Annotated in this window: 15 protein-coding genes and 3 pseudogenes; 6 read left to right on the forward strand and 12 right to left on the reverse strand. The window is 71.6% G+C overall.

Translation table 11 applies throughout. From position 1 onward, the window contains the following. Positions 1–102 precede the first annotated feature (102 nt). Positions 103–208: pseudogene (locus tag WMF24_RS46565) on the forward strand (ATP-binding cassette domain-containing protein); the annotation flags it as partial. Between the two features lie 25 nt (positions 209–233). Here the strand turns inward: WMF24_RS46565 and WMF24_RS46570 are convergent. Continuing rightward, positions 234–1,056 (reverse strand): annotated as a pseudogene (locus tag WMF24_RS46570) (hypothetical protein). Between the two features lie 249 nt (positions 1,057–1,305). On the opposite strand from WMF24_RS46570, the gene WMF24_RS46575 reads away from it, so the two are divergent. Further along, a complete protein-coding gene (locus WMF24_RS46575) occupies positions 1,306–1,782 on the forward strand; it encodes a hypothetical protein (RefSeq protein ID WP_437733938.1) in 477 nt (158 codons plus the stop codon). A 178-nt stretch (positions 1,783–1,960) separates the two neighbouring features. Here WMF24_RS46575 and WMF24_RS46580 read toward each other — a convergent pair whose 3' ends face one another. The 4 genes and pseudogenes from WMF24_RS46580 to WMF24_RS46595 all read right to left on the reverse strand — a co-directional run bounded on the left by WMF24_RS46580 (position 1,961) and on the right by WMF24_RS46595 (position 4,707). Further along, positions 1,961–2,083 (reverse strand): hypothetical protein, encoded by a 123-nt coding sequence (locus WMF24_RS46580; protein ID WP_437733939.1) that lies wholly within the window; start codon positions 2,081–2,083, stop codon positions 1,961–1,963. A gap of 29 nt (positions 2,084–2,112) precedes the next feature. Further along, positions 2,113–2,301, reverse strand: a pseudogene (locus WMF24_RS46585) (nitrilase-related carbon-nitrogen hydrolase); the annotation flags it as partial. 343 nt (positions 2,302–2,644) lie between these two features. Continuing rightward, positions 2,645–3,826 (reverse strand): 3,4-dihydroxy-2-butanone-4-phosphate synthase, encoded by a 1,182-nt coding sequence (ribB, locus tag WMF24_RS46590; RefSeq protein WP_437733940.1) that lies wholly within the window; start codon positions 3,824–3,826, stop codon positions 2,645–2,647. A 200-nt stretch (positions 3,827–4,026) separates the two neighbouring features. Then, the gene (locus WMF24_RS46595; protein WP_437733941.1) at positions 4,027–4,707 is read right to left on the reverse strand and encodes a glutathione S-transferase family protein; all 681 of its coding nucleotides are present in this window, start codon (positions 4,705–4,707) and stop codon (positions 4,027–4,029) included. Positions 4,708–5,112: 405 nt separating this feature from the next. Here WMF24_RS46595 and WMF24_RS46600 point away from each other — a divergent pair, with 405 nt between their 5' ends. Then, a complete protein-coding gene (locus WMF24_RS46600) occupies positions 5,113–7,329 on the forward strand; it encodes a prolyl oligopeptidase family serine peptidase (protein WP_437733942.1) in 2,217 nt (738 codons plus the stop codon). Between the two features lie 11 nt (positions 7,330–7,340). On the opposite strand, the gene WMF24_RS46605 is transcribed toward WMF24_RS46600, so the two are convergent. Continuing rightward, positions 7,341–8,759 carry an STAS domain-containing protein gene (locus WMF24_RS46605; protein ID WP_437733943.1) on the reverse strand — a complete coding sequence of 473 codons (1,419 nt, stop codon included), beginning with the start codon at positions 8,757–8,759 and terminating at the stop codon, positions 7,341–7,343. 145 nt (positions 8,760–8,904) lie between these two features. Here WMF24_RS46605 and WMF24_RS46610 point away from each other — a divergent pair, with 145 nt between their 5' ends. Together WMF24_RS46610 and WMF24_RS46615 are read left to right on the forward strand one after the other, a co-directional pair. Further along, positions 8,905–9,249: a hypothetical protein gene (locus WMF24_RS46610; RefSeq protein WP_437733944.1), complete on the forward strand. Its 345-nt coding sequence runs from the start codon at positions 8,905–8,907 to the stop codon at positions 9,247–9,249. A gap of 37 nt (positions 9,250–9,286) precedes the next feature. Continuing rightward, positions 9,287–9,850 carry a PadR family transcriptional regulator gene (locus tag WMF24_RS46615; RefSeq protein ID WP_437733945.1) on the forward strand — a complete coding sequence of 188 codons (564 nt, stop codon included), beginning with the start codon at positions 9,287–9,289 and terminating at the stop codon, positions 9,848–9,850. Positions 9,851–9,942: 92 nt separating this feature from the next. Here WMF24_RS46615 and WMF24_RS46620 read toward each other — a convergent pair whose 3' ends face one another. After that, positions 9,943–10,668 carry an alpha/beta fold hydrolase gene (locus WMF24_RS46620; protein ID WP_437733946.1) on the reverse strand — a complete coding sequence of 242 codons (726 nt, stop codon included), beginning with the start codon at positions 10,666–10,668 and terminating at the stop codon, positions 9,943–9,945. Positions 10,669–10,760: 92 nt separating this feature from the next. Continuing rightward, on the reverse strand, positions 10,761–11,615 hold the full coding sequence (locus WMF24_RS46625; RefSeq protein ID WP_437733947.1) for an arylamine N-acetyltransferase family protein: 855 nt from the start codon (positions 11,613–11,615) through the stop codon (positions 10,761–10,763). Between the two features lie 85 nt (positions 11,616–11,700). Here WMF24_RS46625 and WMF24_RS46630 point away from each other — a divergent pair, with 85 nt between their 5' ends. Further along, the gene (locus WMF24_RS46630) at positions 11,701–12,690 is read left to right on the forward strand and encodes a LysR substrate-binding domain-containing protein (RefSeq protein ID WP_437733948.1); all 990 of its coding nucleotides are present in this window, start codon (positions 11,701–11,703) and stop codon (positions 12,688–12,690) included. A 136-nt stretch (positions 12,691–12,826) separates the two neighbouring features. On the opposite strand, the gene WMF24_RS46635 is transcribed toward WMF24_RS46630, so the two are convergent. The 4 genes from WMF24_RS46635 to WMF24_RS46650 form a co-directional block, all read right to left on the reverse strand. Continuing rightward, a complete protein-coding gene (locus WMF24_RS46635) occupies positions 12,827–13,444 on the reverse strand; it encodes a hypothetical protein (RefSeq protein ID WP_437733949.1) in 618 nt (205 codons plus the stop codon). Between the two features lie 919 nt (positions 13,445–14,363). Further along, positions 14,364–16,481 (reverse strand): aliphatic sulfonate ABC transporter substrate-binding protein, encoded by a 2,118-nt coding sequence (locus WMF24_RS46640; protein WP_437733950.1) that lies wholly within the window; start codon positions 16,479–16,481, stop codon positions 14,364–14,366. A gap of 195 nt (positions 16,482–16,676) precedes the next feature. Beyond that, positions 16,677–17,288 (reverse strand): NADPH-dependent FMN reductase, encoded by a 612-nt coding sequence (locus tag WMF24_RS46645; protein ID WP_437733951.1) that lies wholly within the window; start codon positions 17,286–17,288, stop codon positions 16,677–16,679. A 194-nt stretch (positions 17,289–17,482) separates the two neighbouring features. Beyond that, on the reverse strand, positions 17,483–21,187 hold the full coding sequence (locus WMF24_RS46650; protein WP_437733952.1) for a thioester reductase domain-containing protein: 3,705 nt from the start codon (positions 21,185–21,187) through the stop codon (positions 17,483–17,485). Between the last annotated feature and the right edge of the window lies 1 nt (position 21,188).

Consider the following 21,188-nt stretch of genomic DNA (forward strand, 5'->3'; position numbering starts at 1 on the left):
CGTGGTTGGCGGCTCCTCAGCCGAGAGGTGAGCACGCGGTTCTCCCGCGAGCGCTTCCACCTGGAGCGGTTCCTCTTCGACCCGAACAAGGCGCGGCAGCCGGTCGGCTCGCTCTCCGGCGGGGAGCGGGCGCGCGTGGCGCTCGCGAAGATGCTCACCCAAGAGCGTCAACGTGATCATCCTCGACGAGCCCACCAACGATCTCGACAAGGCGCTCTCCGCGCGATCGTGTTTTATCGCTTGACGTGGATATCCGGCCTCGGCGGCGCTGCCATGCCGCCGCCGATATGGAAGCTCGGGTGAGGCGGCTCGTTGTACCCGGTCTGCTCGGAAGAGAACTGCATGCGGTACTGCGGATCGTGCATCAGCGTGTAGAGGCGCCGAGGTCATGGCCGTGGTCGTGTACAGCCGCAGCGCCGAGCTGTCGGACTCGCTCCAGACGATCTCCTCCCGCCAGTCGCCGAGCAGGTCGGCCGTGAGCGCCGGGGTGGATTTCGAGCCGTTGTTCGAGGCGCACTGGCTGCAGCTCTGCAGCGTGCTCCCGCCGTACTTCGTGACCGAGGTGTTGTTCTGCAGCTCCCGCAGCTCGTCCGCATCGCACCAGATCAGGAAGTTGGCGGACGCGGGCTTGGCCCCCACGTTCGACCCGCTGATGGTGGCGCGCGTGTAAGGGCGCTTCGGCACGCAACGACCGCGCGCGGGCGATCCCAGTAGAGCCTGCGGGCACTCGCGAGGTCCAGGGCTCGGCAATTGGGCCGGGGTTGGGTCCGTGCCGTCCGAGGGGGTGCGATCCGACGTCGCGCCCTCCCCGAAAGCCCGGAGATCCGACGGATCGCGCCGGTTCGCCCCCGCGGAACAGTGCCGCCAGGAAGACCGGTCGATGACGAGCCGTCGCCGGAAAAAAAAAGGAGCAATTGTTCGCGTGACGAGCGAGGCAGCTCCTCTCTGATGACACGACGAAGCACGGATGCAGTCTCCGGCCGCTTCCGCGAACATCGCACGATGGTCGCAGCACCCGTCCGATGTGACGTTGAACGAATACCGAAGGGGTCGCATCACGCGCTCCTGAAGCGGGCTAGCGTTCGAGGTGAGGCGGGACTGACGGCAAGGTGCCCTGGCCGCCGGAAGGATGATACGCACCACCTGGAGGCGGCCAGGGTGCCTTGCCCTTGGACCTCGCCTCGACCGAGGGGTCAGGGGACGCTGGCGGACGTCGAGGGATCGCGCTCGCGTGGGGATCCTGGTGGCGTGAGATCGGGCTTTCCTGCTGTTCGCTCCGCGGGAAATCGCAGGTATCCTGTCGGCATGGACTGCCCCACGTGCGGCCGCTCGAACCCGGAGGCCTATGTCTGCTGCCTGGACTGCGGCGCCCGGCTCCCCCGCGCCGCGAGCGCGCCCGTCGCGGATCCCGTCACCGATCCCCACGCCGCGAGCGCGCCGGCGGAGCGCTCCCTCGAGGAGCGGGTGGGGCGGCTCGAGCGCGAGGTCCAGGCGCTGCTCGAGCGGCGATCCACATCGATGCGCGACGAGCTCCGCTGCCCCGCATGCGGCGCGAGGAAGATCCTCCACGCGCCAAAGGTCCTCGACGCGGACGCCGACGGGCGGAGCGAGCTCGCCATCGCGAAGCCGAGCGTCTGGAGCAGCCGGAGGGTCGGCAAGCTCGAGGCGTACATCTGCGCGCGCTGCATGCTGGTCGAGTGGCACGTGAAGGAGCTCGAGGGGCTCGACGAGCACGTGTCGGTGCTCGATGGTGAGGCGCCGCGCCAGGGACCGTATCGTTGATCGATCGCGTCCGCCCGCGTCGTGAAGCCATGCAAGGTCGCCCGTGATGGGCGCCTGGACCGCCCGCTTCACCGACGTGATGAGCGCTGACGCCGCAATCCCCGGCGGCGGGAAGCGACGGACGCAATGCGGGCTCAACCGCCGAGCCACGGCCCCGGAGCACGGATCTGCCGGCGGCTCACGCCGTCCCGTCAGCGCCGCCGGGCTCCGCGTCGAAGCGCTGGACGATCGGCTGGGGTCTGTCGTTGAACATCAGCCGGAGGACGTCCGGCCGCGCGTAGTGCCCTGTCGGGTCGGCCACCGCCTTGGCGAGCGGGATCAGGTCCAGATCGAGCCGAGCCAGATCCAGAACGGGTAGCCGGGCAGCCACGCCTCCGGGAAGGCGATCCGCGAGGCGCCGTGGCGCGCCGCCTCGGCCATGAGGCCCACGGCCTTGTCCACACCGGCGTCGAGGTCGAGGAACGCGGGAGCGGCCTGTACGGCAGCGGCTTTGATGCGAGGAGGTGGGGACGCGCTCATGGTCCGTTGTGTAGCGCGTCCGGCGTCGGCGTCGTCGGCTCGCGGAACGGCGCCCGTCGCAGGCGCGGGGGCGGCTCAGGATCGTCTGGACGCCCAGCCTGAATCCGTACCCTGAGCCCACGTGCTCAGCGTCGTGACGACATCCAGCTGGCCATCGCCGGCGCGGTCGATCAAGGCCGGCTCGCCGGTCCGGATGGGCTGCGGGCCTCCGAGCGGGAGCGGCCGGGGCGGAGCGAACGCCCGGCCGCGGCTCACGACCAGGGCGCCTCCTTCACCCACGACATCGATCCCGGCCCCAGCCGTGGACCGCGGGACGAAGATCCGCGGCTACACATGGCGCAGCTCACCCCGTCGCGCGGTCCTCCGGCTCGGCGATCCTGCCGAGCACGCCGCCGCGCGCCGATCGCGCCGGCCCGGCGGCCGCGCGGCCGCGCGACGGCAGCGGCGCCCCGGGAGGCTCCGGCGCGGCCAGCGCGTCGCCCGTCTCCAGATCGAGCTCCCTCTTCGGCCCCGCGGGCCACGGAGCCCTCGAGTCGAGCACCGTCACGCGGCGATACCCGAGCACGGCGAGCTCGCGCTCGGCGACGGCGAGCTCGAGGCCGACGCCGGCCTCCTCGTGCGCGCCGAGCTGGTGCGCCGGCGGGGGCACGTAGATCACCGCGCCGGCGCCGGCAGACTCGATGTCTCGCAGCGCGTCGAACAGATCGGCGTCGCCGAGCAGATCGGAGACCAGCGCCGCCCGGTGGGTGTACACGATGGACGCGCGGTCGCCGCCCGGCGCCGGCGCGCCGAGCGTCAGCAGGAGGAGCTGCCGATCGCGCCGTATCCTGTACGTGTGCGCCCGCCACTCGCCGCTCAGGCCCGCGGGCCGGAACGGGGCGGTCCGGACGCGCGCGGCGACGTGCTCGCTCTCCACCCGGTGGCGGACGACGTCGCCGAGGGTGAGGAGCGGCAGCCCGTGGCGCGCCGCGAAGCGCGCGAGGTCACGGCGGCGCGCCATCGTCCCGTCATCGTTCATGATCTCGCAGATCACGGCGGCCGGAAGCCCCCCGGCGAGGCGCGCGAGGTCGACAGCGCCCTCGGTGTGCCCCTCGCGGTCGAACACCCCGTCGCGGCGCGCCCTGAGCGGGAACACGTGCCCCGGCGACACGAGGTCGCGCGGCGACGCCGTCCGGGCGATCGCGGCGGCGACGGTGCGCGCCCTGTCGTGCGCGCTGATGCCGGTCGTCACGCCCTCGCGCGCCTCGATGCTCACGGTGAACGCCGTCGACCGCCGGGTGCCCGCACGGGTGGCCATGAGCGGCAGCCCGAGCCGGTCCACCTGCTCCTCCGTGAGCGCGAGGCAGATGAGCCCCCGGCCGTGCGTCGCCATGAAGTTGATGGCCGCCGGCGTCGCGTGCTCCGCCATCACGACGAGATCCCCCTCGTCCTCGCGCGCCTCGTCGTCGAGGAGGATGACCATGCCCCCGGCCCGGAGCTGCTCGAGGGCTGCCTGCACGCGCGACGTCGACGATGAACCCGTCATGGCGGCGCCGGGTCAGCACACGCCGTGCCAGCGCCGCCTCCGGGTTCCCGTGCGCGCTCCCCCGCAGCCCGCGCCGCGCTGCTGCCAGGGCAGCAACGGGTGCTGCTCGGGTGCTGCCAGGGCAGCGGAGCGGCCTGCCGCGCGCGGAACGCGCCCGCCGCCCGGCGAGGGATCACCGGCCCGACCGCGGCGCTGCGCGGTCAGTCTGCGGCCCAGTGATGGGTCTCCTCGGGCCTCCCGCCGAACGCGGCGCTGGGGGTGGTCCAGGTGCGGAATCGCCTGTCGCTGCGAACGTAGCTGCGGACGCCGTCGGCCTCGAAGAACGCCGTCATGGCGTGTCGGATCCTCGGGAAATCGTCGAGCAGCCCGGGCTGGAGAGGCCATATCGACTCGAGGGCGAACGCCATCGTCGCGTCGGCCAGCGTGTAGCGGCCGGGCAGGACCCAGTGCTCCGCGTCGGCGCTCGTGCGGAGGAAGTGCTTCTCCAGCAGCTCGAGCTTCTCGCGCGTCGCGGCGCGGTGCTCGGCGCGGATCTCGTGGAAGCGCGGATCCCAGCACACGACGCCGACGTCGTGCAGGAGGTCGTTGGCCGTCTCGGTCACCTCGTCGATGCGCGCGCTCTCCCTGAGCGTGTCGCCGTGGAGGTTCAGCTTGCGCGCCACATAGCGGTTGATCGCCTGCGACTGGGACAGGACGAAGTCCCCGTCCTCCAGCACGGGGAGCTGCCCGAACGGCGTCTGCTCCAGCATCCGCGCCTTGCCCTCCGGCCCCGACCAGAGCTCGAAGGGGATCGTCTCGAGCTCGTACCGCGCGCCGACCAGCTCCAGCATGAGCCGCGCCGGCTCCATGCGCCCGCGCACGGGGAAGTAGATAAGCTTCATCGTCGTCCTCATCTGTCGTGCTGGCGTCCTCGGGACCACTCTAGAACAACGATCACGTTGATCGAGCGAGAAATGAACCGCCAAGACGCCAAGGACGCCAAGAAGGAGACAATGTCTTGGCGTCTTGGCGTCTTGGCGTCTTGGCGGTTCGAAGTTCTGCTCGTTTCAGGCGGGTTCAGCCCGTTCATTGCTCCAGAGCAACCCGGCCGTCCGGGCACGGGGCCGGCCGCCCCGGGGGCATCGCCGGGCGGCCCGGCGCGGCAGCGCTGGCGATGCGGCCCACGATGGCGATCCGCGCGACGAGCTCCCGCCGGCGGCGCCCGCTCCGGGGCGCCCGCTCCGCGGCGCCTCCGGCGGTCTCTTCCCTCTTGGAAGGCTCGCGCGGCCGGCGCTAGCGTGAGGGCCATGCTCGTCGCGAGACGCACCATGGCCGCGCTGGTGATCCTCACGTCCGCGTGCGCCGGCGCCGACCCCGCCCCCGCGCGCCCCGCGCCGCCGCCGAAGGCCGCCGCGCCGAGCGCCGGCGCGGGCGGGAGCTCGTCGAGCGCCGCCCCGCCCCCGAGCGCCCCGGCCCGCGCGTATCCGCCGTCGAGGAGCGTCGATGTCGTGCACGTCCTCCACGGGGTCCCGGTGCCGGACCCGTACCGGTGGCTGGAGGACGGCGAGTCCGACGAGGTCCAGGCGTGGACGGGGGCGCAGGACGCCTTCGCGCGCGCCGAGCTCGCGAAGCTGCCCGAGCGCGACGCGCTCCTGAAGCGGTTCCGGGAGCTCTACGACATCGAGCGCGTGGGCGCGCCGCTCCAGCGCGGCGGCCGTTATTTCTGGTCGAAGAAATCGGTCGGTCAGGAGAAGGAGGCCGTCACCTGGCGCCAGGGCAAGACGGGAGAGCCGAAGGTGCTGCTCGACCCGAACGCGTGGTCGCCGGACGGCAGCGTGTCGCTCGGGAGCTGGGTCCCGAGCTGGGATGGCCGGTACGTCGCCTACCAGGTCAAGAAGAACAACTCCGACGAGGCGACGCTCGAGATCATCGAGGTCGCGACAGGCAAGAAGCTGCCCGAGGTGATCGAGGGGGCCAAGTACGCGGACAGGACGGCGCTGGCGTGGGACGGGAGGAGCGCCGGGATCTACTACGTCAAGGTGCCGCCGCTCGGCCGCCGGGTGTCGGCGGCAGACCGCCCCGGCCTGGCCGAGATCCGGTATCACGCGCTCGGCGACGACCCCGCGCGCGATCGCCTGGTCCGCGAGGCCACGCGCGACCCGAAGACGTTTCACCAGGTCGCCGCCTCGCGCGACGGACGCTGGCTGATCGCCACCGTGCAGCACGGCTGGGTGTCGACGGACGTGTACATCCAGGATCTCCGCGCGGGGACGAAGGCGGCGTGGAAGCCCCTCGTCCAGGCGGAGCCGCACATCTACCTTGTCGAGCCGCACCGCGACAATCTCTACATCCTGACCGACGACGGCGCGCCCAACTACCGTGTCTTCCGCGCCGATCCCCGGGATCCCGGGCGAGATCGCTGGGTCGAGATCGTCCCGGAGCGCCGGGACGAGAAGCTCGACCACCTCGAGATCGTGGGCAATCGGCTCGGGCTGGTCTACCTCAAGGACGTCGCCGCGCGCCTCGAGGTCCGGGAGCTCGACGGCAGCCCCGCGTACGAGGTGAGGCTGCCCGGCGTCGGGAGCGTCTCCACGCTGCGCGGTGATCCGGAGGCGGACGAGGCGTACTTCACGTTCGAGTCGTTCACCCTCCCGCCCGAGGTCCACGAGCTCTCCGTGCCGACGGGGCGCACGCAGGTGACGTACAGGACGCGCGTGCCCGTCGACACCGCCGCCTACATGACGGAGCAGATCTTCGCGACGTCGAAGGACGGCACGCGGGTGCCGATGTTCGTGCTCCGGAGGAAGGACGCGCCGCGCGACGGGGCGGCGCCGGCCGTGCTCCATGGATACGGGGGCTTCTCGATGGCGCTCACGCCGAGCTTCCTGTCGAAGGCGTATCCATGGCTCGAGCGAGGAGGCCTGTTCGCCGTCGCGAACCTGAGGGGCGGCGGCGAGTACGGCGAAGCCTGGCACCGCGCGGGGATGCGGCACAACAAGCAAAACGTCTTCGACGACGCCATCGCCGCCGCGGAGCACCTGGTCCGTCAGGGCTACACGCGGCCCGACCGGCTCGTCATCGAGGGCCGCTCGAACGGCGGGCTGCTCGTGGGAGCGGCCATCACGCAGCGCCCCGACCTCTTCAGGGCGGCGCTGTGCCAGGTCCCGCTGATGGACATGGTCCGATACCACCTGTTCGGGTCGGGCAAGACATGGATCGAGGAGTACGGCTCGGCCAGCGACCCCGATGATTTCCGCACGCTCATCGCCTACTCCCCGTACCATCGCGTTCGCGCTGGGACGGCCTACCCGAGCCTCCTCATCATGTCGGTCGACAGCGACGATCGCGTCGACCCGATGCACGCGCGCAAGTTCACGGCCGCGCTCCAGGCCGCCTCGACCGGCGGGCCCGTGCTGCTGCGCGTCCAGGAGAAGGCCGGGCACGGCGGCGGCGACAGGGTCCAGTCGACGATCGAGGAGCTCGCCGACGCGTACGCGTTCGCGCTCTCGCAGATCGCCCGCTGACGCGGGGGCGCTCAGCGCGAGGGGCGGATCGCCGACATCAGCGCGCTCCGCATCGTGCTGTAGGTCCTCGCCTGAGCGGGCGCCGCGTCCACCGCCGCCATGGCCCTGGCCACCGCGGGCCGGATGCCGCAGACCCGGCTCTCGGCGCCGAGCAGCTCCACGGCGCGGGTGATCTTCGCGAAGTGATCCGCGGTGGCGGCGTCGATCTCCTCGACCCCCGTGAGATCGAGGATCACACAGCGGGCCTGCGTCCGCACGAGCGCGCCGAGGACATCCTCGGTGATCGCGGCGGCGCGCTGGCTGTCCACGGCGCCGATGACCGGCAGCGCCAGCACCCCCTCCCAGACCTCCAGCACGGGCGTGGACAGCGCGCGGATCGTCTCCTGCTGCCGCGCGATGATATCGACCCGCTCCGCGAGCGCCCGCTCGGCGGCCAGGCGCTCGGACAGATCGCGCTCGATCACCGTCACGCCCGCGACCGCGCCGCCGGAGCCCCGGAGGACGGACATCCTGGCGTTGAAGAAGCGGACCTCGCCGCCCTGCACGCGCTCGTAGCTGAGCGACTCGGCCCTGCCGCCCGAGAGCACCTGCGCCAGCGCCGCGCGCATCGCGTCCGCGGAGCGCCTCGGAAAGAGCTCGTCCAGCGTCCGCCCGATCACGGCCTCGCTCGGCGCGTACACGCCGGCGAGCTCCTCCGGGACATGGTAGCTCGTGAAGCGGCCCTCCGGGTCGAGCGTGAAGACCACCTCGCTGAGCGACGACAGGATCGCCCGCTGCCGCTCCTCGCTCTCCCGCAAGGTCCGCGTCACCTCGGCCAGCCTGCGCTGCGCCTCGGCCCGCTGCTCGCCGCGCAGCGCGGCGATCTCGTCCGGGATCGTCCTGTCGTCGGCGTGGACGTGGAGCTCGATGGTGGACGACGCCCCGTCGATCTTTGCGCCCACCTCGTCGGCCCAGCAGTTCACCCCGAAGGCGTGCGAGAAGATGCCGATGATCTTGCCCTGGAGAAAGGGGCAGCCCCAGCGCTCGTGGTCCGCGAGATCGCGCTGCATCGCGAGCTCCCACGGGTTCGTGACGGCGACGACCGCCCGCCGCGCCGCCCTGTCGAAGACGGGCAGCGCGAAGCTGCCCCACCCCGAAGCGGCGACGCAGGCGCCCCACGCGAGGAACCCCTCCTCGAACGTCGACCCGAGCGTCGTGACCATGGCGCGGTAGTCCTCCCCGGCGCCCGCGCTCGACTCGTGGGCGACGAGGAGCCGGAAGAGCGGAATGCCCATCTCCGCGACCAGGGGGTGAAAGAGGCGCTCGAGCGACGGCCGGAGCCACAGGGTCACGGCCGGGTTCCCGAAGGTGAGCATCCGGCCCTGATCGAGCTCCCAGGTGATGCTCATCCGGTTGAGCTCGATCGAGCGCCTCGTGCCCGGCTGATCCATGCGGATACAAGCCTCGCAGGCTTCGTGTGCAGCGTCAACCGAACAGCCGAGCTCGTCCATGGATGGCGCACTGGATCTCCCCCCCAACGGGAGCTCGTGTAAGGGCTCTCTCATAGGCAGCTTTCGCGAGCGGGGGAGTCGCGCGATGATCGTGTTCAAGCCGCCGGCGATCGACCCGGTGTGGTCGCTCCGGCGCGGGCGCCGGAGCGCGAGCGTCCCGGTGCGCGGGCGGTTCACGGTGAGCGCGCAGGAGCTCGCGCTGGACGCCGCCAGGGCAGGCCTCGGCGTCGCGACCCTCGCGGCGTTCCTCGTCGAGGAGGACGTGCGGCTGGCGCGCCGTGGCCATGCCGCGTGGAACAGGGCGGAGCAGGGCGTCGTCAGCGCCGGGGCCAGGGCGGCCAGCGTTTCATCGACCACGCGCCGTGGCCCCGGTGGGCGCGGCGGAGGCGGCCCCGTGGTCGCACGCGCCGCGCTCCCCGGAGCGTGGTAAAACTCCATCAAACGGGCGGCCGGGGACGGTGAGCGCAATGTCGGTGGTCAGGCTCTTGGTCCTGGGCGTCATCCGGATGCACCGGCGGGCGCACGGGTATGCGGTGCATCGGGAGCTCCTCTCCTGGAAGGTCGAGACCTGGACCAGCGTGAAGCCCGGCTCGATCTACCACGCGCTCAAGCAGCTCACGAAGGAGGGGAAGCTCCGCGCCGTCGGGACGGAGGAGAGCGCCGAGGGGCCGGGCAGGACGCTCTACGAGCTGACCCAGGAAGGCGAGGGCGAGCTCCGCCAGCTCCTCGACGCGGCCCTGTCGAGCTTCCAGATGGAGGAGCTCGGCGCGGGGGTCGCGTTCATGCAGACGCTGCCGCGCCGGCACGTCATCGACCTGCTGAGAGCGCAGCACCGCCGGGCCACGGAGAACCGCGATTACCTCGAGACGCTGATTCCGTCGTTCCCCCGCCGCGACGAGCCGCCCCACACGCAGGACCTCCTCGCGCTGTGGATCGGCGGGCTCGCCGCGACGGCGACGTGGACCGAGGCGCTGATCAAGCGCCTTGAAGCGGGCGAGTACGTCATGGCGGACGACGCGAGCGCCGGCTGACCTCCGCCCTCTCCGGCGGCAGCGCCGGCGCGCCGCCGCCCGAGACCGCCGGCGGCGCCGGACCGCGGCTCCCTGCCGCCCTGACGGACGGCTCAGGCAGCGCGATCGAGGAACTCCCGGACCGTCGGGACGACCGTGGCTGGATCCGTGAAGACCCCATGATCGCGGCCGGGGATCTCGGTCACGTGCCATCCGAGCTGCTCCAGCTCGCGGCGCCGCTCGCGGAGGGTGGCGGCGATTCGCAGCTTGATCTCCCCGGGGTAATCCATCTCATCCTCGGACCCGGTGAATGCCATCCTGGGGCACGCGATGCGCTCGACCGCCTCGGCCTCCGGCCAGCCCTGGACGCTCTCGTAGAACGTGACGAACTGATCCACCCGCACGGGGACCTCCGGCGCGGCGGCCATCTTGCGGGTGATGCGCAGCATGTCGCCGTAAGGGGCACCGAGCGGCGGCCAGCCGCCGCAGACAAGGGCGGTCAGCCGGTCCGTTCGACACGCGAGCTGCAGGCCGACGACCCCGCCCCACGAGAACCCCCAGAAGGCGAAGCGATCGAATCCGGCGGCGTCCGCCACGGCGAGCAGGTCGGCGCAGACGCGATCGGCGGTCAGCTCGCTCGCGGGGATCGGGTCGCTCTTGCCGATGCCCGGACCCAGCTGGGGGTAGTCCACCACCAGCACCCGGTACCGGTCGGTGAGACGGTCGAGGTAGCCCTTCAGCACGGCGAGCTCGGGATCCCCTGGCCACGCAGAGGCCATCAGCGGGAAGCCGAGGAGCAACGGAGCGCCCTGGCCGTGGGTCTCGTGGTGGATGGTCACGGTACCTCCTCTGGAACTGGCAAGCCAGTCCTCAAATTTGAATACCATGAGTCTACAGGGTCCAGACTCGCTAGTCAAATTTGACTAGCGGATCACCGCGCGCGCTCGGCCTCTGCCAGGCGGCGCAAGGCCTCGTCGATTCCATCCAGGCCCGAAAGGTCGAGCCCGAAGTCCCCCTCGAGCGCGTCGCGCAGCGCGTCCGCGCTCGCGAGCGTGCGCTGCACGACGTCTCCGTCGCGGTGCCGGTGCGTGAGCTCGCGGTCGAACAGCGTGACGCGCCCTGTGGCGGTCGGTCGCGCCACGACGAGGCTCCGCACGAAGAGCGACTCGGGGTGCGTCGAGACCCACCAGTTGAACAGGTCGTAATCGGCGGCGAGCTGCTCGGTCGTGTCGAACCAGTACAGCGCGCGCCAGGCCTCGCCCGACTTCACCTCGAGCACGTGACCGCCGTCCTCCCCGCGCAGCCGGAAGGTCTCGAGCGGCGTCTCCTGCTCGACGTCGTTCACGAGCCTGAGCGGCGCGACCGGCGCGATCACCCCGAACCCGACGTCGGCGATGTGAGGCCCCTCCGCCAGCTCGACGCGGAGGAGCATGTGGCTGCGCGGCCTCGTCTCGCCCTCGGGCGCGCCCCACCGCACGCGCGCCGCGAGCCCGCGCACCTCGAACCCGAGCGCGCGCAGCGCGTGCGCGAGCAGCCCGTTCTGCTCGTAGCAGTACCCGCCGCGGCGGCCGTGGACGAGCTTGCGTTCGAGCGCCGCGGGGGAGAGGTCGACCCGCCGCCCCGACCACGAATCGAGGTTCTCGAACGCGATCGCGCGCGGGTGCAGGGCGTGGATGGCGCGCAGCGTATCGAGCGTCGGCGCGCGCGGGCCGCCGTGGCCGATGCGCGCGAGGTAGGCGTCGAGCGCTATCGTGCGATCACCTCGGAGAAGGTCCCTGTCGTTCATGCGATCATCCTGCTTCGTGGACGATCCATCCGGTAGAGGCCACGTTTGGACGCATCGTCCACCAGGTGGTACGATCACCGGACCGATGGACGAATGGAACGACCTCGCGCTGTTCGTGCACATCGCGGAGCACGGCGGGCTATCGGCGGCGGGGCGCGCGCTCGGCGCGCCCAAGACGACGCTGAGCCGGCGTCTCCAGCTCCTCGAGGAGCGGCTCGGGGTGCGGCTCGTCCAGCGCACCTCCCGCAAGTTCATCCTCACCGCCGTGGGCGAGGAGGTGCTCGAGCACGCGCGCGCGATGCGCGTCGCGGCCGAGGCTGTCGAGAGCGTGGCGCGCCACCGCGTCGCGGAGCCCAGCGGGATGATCCGCGTCACCTGCTCGGTCGGCATGAGCAAGCACCTCGTCGCGCCGCTCTTGCCGCGCTTCATGACGCGTTATCCGAAGGTCGACGTGTTCCTCCACGCCACGAATCGCATCGTGGATCTCGTCGAGGAGCGCTTCGACCTCGCGCTCCGCGGCTACGGCGGCCCGCTGCCCGACACGGGGCTCGTGCAGCGGCTGCTCTCGCCGACGCCCTGGGTGCTCATGGCCGCGCCGCGCTACCTCGACGCGCGCGGAGTGCCCGCGACGCCGGGCGAGCTCCGCGCGCACACCGGGTTGCTGCACGGAGGGCCGAGCTCACGCGCGGTCTGGACGCTGCGTTCCCGCGAGGCGACCGAGGAGATCCCGTTCGTGCCGCGCCTGCGCACCGACGACCCTGTGACGCTCCTCGGCGCGGCCGTGGCGGGCCTCGGCATCGTCGCGGTGCCCGAGTACACGTGCCGCGACGAGCGCGCGCGCGGGGAGCTGCGGCGCGTGCTGCCCGAGTGGCACGTCGGCGATCACCGCGTGACGATGCTGGTGCCCTCGCGCCGCGGGCAGCTCCCGGCGGTGCGCGCGCTCGCGGACTTCCTCGCGAACGAGGTCCCGCGGCTCGTGGGGCGCGGGGCGCGCCGCGGCGGATCGAGCGTCGATCCACCGCGCAGGCGAGCCGGGCCCCGATCTCGTTCTGACGAGAAAGAAGAGGGGAGGTGAGCGCTCACGGGTCCACCTGCCTCGAGGACGCGTGAGACAGGCTTCCTCTCGAGCTCCGGCGTGTCCCCCTGGATGACTCCTTGGCGGTGCGCGCCGTGGAGTCGGGCCGCGACGAGAGCTGGTGAGCGGAGATGCGTCACAAGGGAAGGTTGAAGAACTCCTGGCAACAGCCCTGCTTGAGGTGGCACACCTCCCTCTCCGCGCCTTCGCACGTCCCGACCTCGACGCCGTCGACGAGGCACGCGCACATCGTCTTGCCGTCGGCTTCCGGCCCGCACTGCACCTCGTGCTTCTTGCTGAGGCACGTGGACGAACACGCGCACTCGTTGCCCTCCACGCCGTGCGGGTAGGTGCACTCCAGCCCGATGCACCCGTCGGCGGCGACGCACGAGAGCGCCGCGTCCTCCTCGTCCTTGCACTCGGCGGGCACCCCGTCCTCGCACGCGGCCGCGCCGGACATGTAGCACGAGTACATCGCGGCCAGCTCGTCCTCGCACCCGCTGCCGGCCAGCATGAGGGTCAGTCCGCAGGACTCGGCGCAGTTCCGCTCCGGCGGGTCGCAGCCGTACATCTTGTGCGCCTCACAGATATCCACGCACGCCTGCACACCGTCCGGGCCCCCCGCCTCGCCGCCGCCGCTCCCGCCATGGCCGCCGTCGCCGCCGCTCGGCTCGCCGCCGCTGCCACGGCACGCCACCAGCGTGGACAGGGCCATCACCGACACGAGCCAGCCAGTGCGAATGCTACGTCTCATCGCGGCTCTCCTGCTTTCTTTTTCTGTGGGCGAGGCACGCAATCGAGGCGTGCTCGGGAGCTGCTGTCTTCGGGGCCGCGCGCCGTCGGCTGCCTGCCGTCCTCCGATCCGTGCGGGGGCAGTGCCTGGGTGAGCGCGCGGTGTGGCCAGGATGCCCGGCATCGTGAGCCCCGACCGTGGCAGCCGGCTGGCAGGGCGCTATCGCAACCGGCATGCCGCCCCGCCGCCCGTGAGGGCGCTCTCCGACGAGAGGGGACGGCGCGACGAACGAACGCAACGCACGAGTGCTGGCGACGATCCGGCTCGCCCGCGGGGCCAGCCTGCGCATGGCAATCCTTGCCGTCCTGGCAAAGATTGCCAGCGCCGAAAGGCAGCGATGTGGCAAGGATTGCCGTCGCACACGCGCCCGCATCCTGTGGAGTGAAGGCGGCCCCGTCGATGCATGAAAGCGTCGTTGATGCAGCGTCACTTCTCCAGGGGAGAGGCGGATCGCGAAAGGAGCATTCTGTCGCCTGATGTGAGGCTGGTGATTCCCCCTGGACATGCTCGGGGTGTTCTGGCGCTCCTTCTATATCCGCCCCGTCACCGGCCTGCTGCTGCACACAAGGTGAGGAGTCGCAGGCACCTCGATCAGCAATTACGGGGCCGGGGTCGGCGATCTGTGAGGGACGCGACGGATGTTCAACAGCTCGCTACTTTCGAGCTCCGCCCGGCGGCGACGGCTCGGTGCGAGCAACAACGCTCAGCAAGCTAGAGCAACAAACGGGTTGAACCCGCCTGAAACCAGCAGAACGTCGAACCGCCAAGACGCCAAGGACGCCAAGACGCCAAGACGCCAAGACGCCAAGACATTGTCTTCTTCTTGGCGTCCCTGGCGCCTTGGCGGTTCATTTCTCGCTCGCTCAACGTGCTCGTTGTTCTATCCGGATCGCCCGCCGCCCCCCGCGCACGCGACGGCTCCCGCCGGCTCGCAGCGCGCCGCCCGATCCCACCGCGTGGGCGGGGCCCACTGCGCCTCGGCGACGCGGATCGGGTGCGGGATCAGCCTCAGCTTCAGGAACGCGTCCGCGACCTCCTGCTGGGACGCGACGAGCTCGGCGTCGAGCGCCCGCAGGCCGAACCGCCGCCGCTGGAGCGCCGCGACGAGCACCGCCTGCGGCAACCCGAGCTGCGGCGCGAGCAGCTCCGCCGCGGCCTCGGTGTTCTCGTTCGCCCACTCCCCCACGGCCTTCACCTCCGAGAGGAAGAGCTTCACGACATCCGGGTGGGCGTCGGCGAACCCCCGCGCGCCGATGTAATACGCCGTGTTCGTCGCGAGCCCCCTGCCGTCGCGCAGCACGCGCGCCCCGGTGGCGTCCCTGACCGACGACAGCATCGGGTTCCAGATCGCCCACGCGTCGACCTCGCGGCGCTCGAACGCCGCACGGGCGCCCGAGGGCGGGATGAACGTCAGGTGAACGTCCTCGTAGCGGACGTTCGCCTCCTCCAGCGCCCGGATGAGCAGGTAGTCGACGTTCGAGCCCTTGTTCAGCGCCACCGTCTTTCCCTTGAGATCCGCGACCGTCCGGATCGGCGAGTCCCGGTGGACGATGATCGCCTCGCCCTCCGGCGCCGGCGGCTCCGCCGCGAGGTACACGATGGGCGCGCGCGCCGAGAGCGCGAAGATCGGCGGCGCCTCTCCCACGAGGCCCAGATCGACCTGCGTCGCCCGCAGCGCCTCGGCGAGCTGCGCGCCGTCGGGGAACTCGACCCACGCGACCTTCACGCCGCGCCGCCCGAGGGCGCGCTCGAGCGAGCCCTTCAGCTTCACGAGCCGCATGAGCAGCCCGAACCTCTGGCACCCGATCCGCACCGTGTCGATCGCGGCGCCCCGCTCCTCTCCGTCGCACGCGGCCTCGTCGACCCCGCATGGACCGCTCGAGACAGGCCCCGACTCGGGCGGCTCGCCGCCGCGCGGGCGCGCGGAGCGGGCGAGCTCGCCGAACTGGAGGAGCCGGGCGCGCACGATGTTCCTGCTGATGCCGAGCAGCCGCGCCGTCTGGAGCTGGTTGCGATGGCAATGGCGGTACGCCGTGCGCATGAGGACCTCCTCGATGTGCTCGTACAGGCCCGGGCGGTTCTGCTCGAACAGGGCCAGCAGCGCGCTCTCCAGCGCCGCGAGCGGCGCCTCGGGCGTCGTCTGCGGCGCCTCGGGGGCCGTCCAGCCGCCCGGCAGCGCCCGGAGCGACGGCACCTGCGCGGGCGGCGGCAGCGTGGACACCCTCGGCTGGAGCGCCGTCAGGCGCAGGTCGGCGGGGGTGATCCGGTGGCCCTTGCACACGAGGAGCGCGTGGTGAATCGCGTTCTCGAGCTCCCGGATGTTCCCGGGCCACGGGTGCTCCAGGAGCCGCTGCCCCGCCTCCGGCGTCAGCTCGGCCGGCACGGCGCCGACCCGGTTCGCGTGGACCGAGAGGAAGTAGCGCGCGAGCGGGAGGATGTCGCCCGGCCGCTCGCGCAGCGGCAGGAGCGAGACCGTCGCGACGTTGAGCCGGTAGAAGAGGTCCTCGCGGAAGCGCCGCGCGGCGACCGCCGCCTCCAGCTCGACGTTCGTCGCGGCGATGAGCCGCACGTCGATCGGGATCGGCTGGCGCGACCCGAGCCGCACCACCTCGCGCTCCTGGAGCACCCGCAGCAGCTTCACCTGGAGCTGCTGCGGCAGGTCGCCGACCTCGTCGAGGAACAGCGTGCCGCCGTCCGCCGCCTCGAACCAGCCCGCCTTCGCCGTCGTCGCCCCGGTGAAGGCCCCCTTCTCGTGGCCGAACAGCTCGCTCTCCACCAGCGACTCCGACAGGGCGCCGCAGTTCACCGCGACGAACGGCCGCCGCGCCCGGTGGCTCAGCGCGTGGATGTGACGCGCCACGATCTCCTTGCCCGTCCCGGTCTCGCCGGTGACAAGGAGCGTGGCGTCGCTCGGCGCGAGCCGCCGGATGCGGTCGAGCAACGCCCGCGATCGCTCGTCCTCGAAGACCACAGCCTTGGCGCGAATCGATGACGACATCGCGCTCGGGTTCGGAAGCGTGAGCAATGGCATCGTCATGGTGCTGAGCGCCAGTTTAACAGACGATGCGTCCACCATAGCGGACGAATGTCACATTCGTTGAATGACGCGTCGCGTTGTTCCGGGCGTTAATGTGGTCTGATGTGCGTGAACGTGTGCGCTGGCCGCTGCCGCGGCGATGGGGCGGGGAGGGGGCTACATGCCGAAGGGGTACCTGGCGAGGTCGGTGGCGCCGCTGGCGCGGACCTGCTGCAGGGCCTTGCCGTACTGAAGGAGGACGCCCAGCGCGTAGCGGAGCCGCGTGCGGATTCGCTCGTCGTCCTGAGATTGCGGCGTCGTCGGGTCGTTGAGGAGGCCCGCGACGCTCCGGACGATCACCTGGTCCGGGATGTAGCAGAGGTACGTGTTCTTGTAGCTGCTCATGCGCAGCTCGGCGATCGGATAGGCGCCGCCCGTGCCCGAGGAGACAGCGACGATGAGCGCCGGTTTGTGCGCGAGCTCGCCGCGCGAGCAGAGGAGGAAGAAGTTCTTCAAGCCGGCGGGGACCATGCCGCCCCACTCCGGCGCCACGATCACGAAGGCGTCGGACGCGGCGAGCTCTGCGGAGATCGGGGACCAGGCGCGCTCCCATTTCTCCGACGGCTGCCGGACCTCCGGGTCCCAGAGCGGAAGCGGGTTGTCGGCGAGATCGAGCGCGTACGTCGAGGTGACGTCCGCCGACGACGCGAGCTGTTGCTGCACGTAGCGGGCGACCTTCCCCGACTCGGATCCATTGCGGTGACTGCCTGAGATGACAGCGAGCTTCATTCGATCTGCGTGCAGCGGGCGACGGGGCCCGCGGCGCTCCTCGGTGTTATCGGGTGATGAGCACGGGATGGTGCGGGGGGATGCTACCCCGCACCCGCGCGGCGGGTCGAGGGATCACCGGCCGGCAGCGGAGGGCGGGCCGCTCCGGGGTGGATCCGCTCGCGCGCGCCGTGAGGAGGGGGCGTCGCCCGGCGTCAGGAGGCCGCCGCGCGCACGGCGGCTGGCTCGATGAGGCCCAGGGCGACCATGTCGTCCAGGTACTTGTGGATGAGCTGCTCGTTCACGTGCGGCAGGATCGCGAGATCGCCCGACCCCCCTCGCGCCGCGATCCGCTCCAGCCGGGCGAGGAGGCGCTCCGCGTCGAACACCTCGCCGTCGGCGCGCGCGGGGCGCTCCCACGCATGCAGGATGGCGAGCGGCGAGGCGTGCCGCTCGGGCTCGCCGAGCTGCATCAGCCGGTCGCGGAACGCGGCGTACCACGCCGCATACGCGTCGATGCGCTCGACCCGGTAACCCGCCGATCTCACCCACGCGACGATGACGTCGAGGGAGATGCCGTCATCCCAGTAGGGGTTCACGACATGGTACGTGGCGTGGTGCGCCCTCTCGCCCGCACCGGCCGGCGGCCGCTCGTGATGGACCGCGACAGCGGCGATGCTCCGCGCCACGGCGTCCACCGGGAGGCCGTCAAAGTGGCCCGCGTGCTCCGGGCGCGCGTCCTCGTAGAACGATCTCGGGGCGAGGGCGGTGTGCACGATGCCGTACAGGAGCCTCGTGAAGAAGTCGGGGGCGTTGATCTGCCCGCGGTACAGGCGATGCGCCATGATGCTGCTCGGGCGATAGACGTTGACGGGCAGGCCGAGCGTGTCGCGGGCGTCCCGGAGCAGCACCTCGCTCGCCCACTTGCTCGTCGCGTACCCGGCGGCGTAACCGCCGTCGAGCGGGCGCTCCGGCCACAGCGCCCGCACGTCCTCGTCCTCGCGGATGGGGCCGCGCCGGTCGAGGCCGCTCACCGCGCTGATGGTCGACACGTAGTTCATCGACTTGACGCGGCGGGCGACGGCGAAGCGGATCGCCTCCACCGTCCCCAGGACGTTCGGCTCGAAGAGCTGCGGATAGCTCAGGGCATGGTTCACCAGGGCGCCGTTGTGCACGACGCAGTCGACCTCCGAGCAGAGGCGCGCGTACAGGTCGTCCGCGAGGCCGAGCCGCGGCTTCATGAGGTCGCCGGCGAGCACGACGAGCCGGCCGTGCCCCGTCATCGCGTCGAAGCTGCCCAGGAGGGCCGGATCCGTCGCGTAGGGCGCGCGGAGCCGCTCGAAGGCGCGGGCGTCGTCGGGCGAGCGCACGACGCAGTAGAGCCGGCCCTCCTCGGGCAGCCGCTGGAGGAGCTCCAGCGCGAGGAACCGGCCGAGGAACCCGTTGGCGCCGGTCAGGAGCGCCACCCGGGCGCGCGCCGGCAGCGCCGCGGCCGGCGCCGAGCGCGCCGCGGCCGCGAGCTCGTCCGGGCCGAGGAACCTGTCGATCCGCAGGTCCGCGGCCCGCACGCGCTCCGCGCCCGCGCCGTGCACCGCGTCGAACGTCGCGGGGCGCCGGGCCGAGCCGCCCGCCAGGGCGCGCTCGAGGTGAGCGACGATCGCGCCGACGCTGCTCGTCGGGTCGAGCACGAGGCCCACGGGCACGGCCACGCCGGAGATGTCCTCGATGAGGCGGCTGAAGCGGACGGCGGTGAGCGAGTCGCCGCCGAGCTGCGCGAAGCTCTGAGGGCCTCGCGGCTCGACGTCGGCGAGCCCGAGCGTGGCCTCGAGGGCCCTCTTGACCACGAGGGCGGCGGACGCGGTCGTCGCCCCGATCTCCTCGTGCAGCCCGCGGAGCTCCTCGATCTGGGTGCGCTCGATCGTCGCGTACAGCGCCTCGAGGCGCGCGCCGTACGTGGCCTTGAGCCGCGCGCGCGCCGGCTTCTCCGTCTCCGTGAGCAGGCCGTTCTGCCGGGTGAACGGGGCGTCCTCGACCAGGAAGTCGCGCGGGATCTCGTAACCACGGAGCTTGTTTTCTCGGGCGATGCGGTCGATCTCCTCGCGCAGGAGCTGCTTGACGGCCGCCTCGTGGGGCGCTGTCCCGCGCCGCCGCAGCTGGGCGGAGACGGCGTCGAGGTCGGGGACGACGACGGCGAGGAGGTAAGAGCGGGCGCTGTTGCCGTAGAGGAAGACCTGGTGGATGAAGGGGCTGCCCGCGCTGTACAGGACCTCGAGCCGCGAGACGGCGACGAACTCTCCCTGCGACAGCTTGAGGACGTTCCGCGCGCGATCGATCCAGACGAGGGTGTCGGGCCCGCGCTGCTCGACGATGTCGCCGGTGTTCATCAGCCCTTCCTCGTCGAAGAGCTGCCTCGTGGCCTGCTCGTTCCTGTGATAGCCGGGCACCATGAGCGTCGAGCGGACGTGCAGCTCGCCGCGCGGGTACGGCTCGTCCGTGGTGCGGTAGCCGAGCTCCGGCACGTCGACCAGCTTGAACGCGGTCACGACGTCTCGATCCACGTGGCCATCGAACGTGAGGGAGGAGGCCTCCGTCGAGCCGTAGCCGTCGATGATGGGCACCTCGAAGCAGCGCTTCAGGAACGAGAGGACCTCGGGCGGCGTCGGCGCCGAAGCGACGCTCGCGAGGAGCAGGCGGTCGCCGAGCAACGACGCGCGCATGTCCGCCATGATCTCGCGCTCGAGCCGGTCCTCTGCGATGTCGAGATCGCGAGAGCGCTTCAGGAGCTCGGCCTGGAACTGCTGGTGGATCATCTCCGCGATGCGGGGCACCAGGAACAGCGTGGTGGGCCTGGCCAGGCGGATGTCCTCGAACAGAGTGGACATGTCGCTCCTCAGCACGAAGTGCGTGACCCCGCCGCGCATGAGGGAGCGGCCGACCTGGGCGCGTCCGATGAGGTGGTTCATCGGGCTGTAGTTGAGGCCCACGTGCGGCAGGACGTCGAGGCGCGGATCGTGGTTCCTCGTGAACGCGTGCTGCCAGTACCGGCACCACAGGCTCTCCGGGAGCATCGCGCCCTTCGGCGAGCCGGTGCTCCCGGACGTGTACATGAGCGTCATCAGCGGATCGCGCTCGCCCCGCTCCTCGGGCAGGACCTTCGGCACGGTGCCCTGCTGCCGACCGAGGTTCTCCACGTCCTGCATCGTCCGCACGGCGAGGCGGCGGCCTTCCCCCTCCAGCGCGCGCAGGGCTCGTCGCGCCCGCTCGAGCTCGTCCTGCGCGCGGCGATCCCCGTCCACGAGGTCGATGACGACGATCGCTCGCACCGAGGGGCACCGCGGCAGCACAGCCTCGATCTGCGCGAGCTGGTCCACGCTGCACACGACGCACGCGAGCTCGGCCTCGGCGACGATGTGCTGCAGATCCGCGGGGATCATGCCGGTCTGCATCGGCACCGAGACGGCGGAGAGGTACAGACAGGCGAGGTCTGCGACGACCCAGTCGGCGCTGCCGAACCCCATGATACCCACGAGATCGCCGGTGTCCGCGAGCCGGTCGTGCCGGAGCCCGCTGGCGAACGCCTCGACGCGAGACCACATGTCCGCGTAGCTGATCGTGCGGAACGCCGGCAGCGGGCGCGGCGAGCCGTCGCGGTCCAGCGCCGCCGCGTCGAGCGCGCGGCGGCCGAGGCAGGGGCGATCCGCGTACAGCGCGAACGCGGTCTCCACGGACTCGATCGCGGTCCGACGGCTCCGGATCTTCTCCAGCGCCTCCGGGGACGGCAGCGCCCGCCGGAGCTCCTCGTCTGTCTCGAGGAGCCGGGCGCACCGCTCCAGCGAGCGGGTCAGCAGCGCCTCGTTGGAATCGTCGTTCTGGAGGATCTCCGGTTCTCGTGGATCGCGGATGTCGCTCGATGGAATCATG

The organism is Sorangium sp. So ce1335 (assembly GCF_051521615.1).
Lineage (GTDB): Bacteria > Myxococcota_A > Polyangia > Polyangiales > Polyangiaceae > Sorangium.

Excerpts from the sequence above, each read along its gene's own strand:
- WMF24_RS46610 (WP_437733944.1), top strand. The coding sequence starts at position 8,905 with ATGATCGTGTTCAAGCCGCCGGCGATCGACCCGGTGTGGTCGCTCCGG.
- WMF24_RS46575 (WP_437733938.1), top strand. The coding sequence starts at position 1,306 with ATGGACTGCCCCACGTGCGGCCGCTCGAACCCGGAGGCCTATGTCTGC.
- WMF24_RS46635 (WP_437733949.1), bottom strand. The coding sequence starts at position 13,444 with ATGAGACGTAGCATTCGCACTGGCTGGCTCGTGTCGGTGATGGCCCTG.
- WMF24_RS46630 (WP_437733948.1), top strand. The coding sequence starts at position 11,701 with ATGGACGAATGGAACGACCTCGCGCTGTTCGTGCACATCGCGGAGCAC.
- ribB (WP_437733940.1), bottom strand. The coding sequence starts at position 3,826 with ATGACGGGTTCATCGTCGACGTCGCGCGTGCAGGCAGCCCTCGAGCAG.
- WMF24_RS46605 (WP_437733943.1), bottom strand. The coding sequence starts at position 8,759 with ATGGATCAGCCGGGCACGAGGCGCTCGATCGAGCTCAACCGGATGAGC.
- WMF24_RS46615 (WP_437733945.1), top strand. The coding sequence starts at position 9,287 with ATGTCGGTGGTCAGGCTCTTGGTCCTGGGCGTCATCCGGATGCACCGG.
- WMF24_RS46600 (WP_437733942.1), top strand. The coding sequence starts at position 5,113 with ATGCTCGTCGCGAGACGCACCATGGCCGCGCTGGTGATCCTCACGTCC.
- WMF24_RS46650 (WP_437733952.1), bottom strand. The coding sequence starts at position 21,187 with ATGATTCCATCGAGCGACATCCGCGATCCACGAGAACCGGAGATCCTC.
- WMF24_RS46595 (WP_437733941.1), bottom strand. The coding sequence starts at position 4,707 with ATGAAGCTTATCTACTTCCCCGTGCGCGGGCGCATGGAGCCGGCGCGG.
- WMF24_RS46625 (WP_437733947.1), bottom strand. The coding sequence starts at position 11,615 with ATGAACGACAGGGACCTTCTCCGAGGTGATCGCACGATAGCGCTCGAC.
- WMF24_RS46645 (WP_437733951.1), bottom strand. The coding sequence starts at position 17,288 with ATGAAGCTCGCTGTCATCTCAGGCAGTCACCGCAATGGATCCGAGTCG.
- WMF24_RS46640 (WP_437733950.1), bottom strand. The coding sequence starts at position 16,481 with ATGTCGTCATCGATTCGCGCCAAGGCTGTGGTCTTCGAGGACGAGCGA.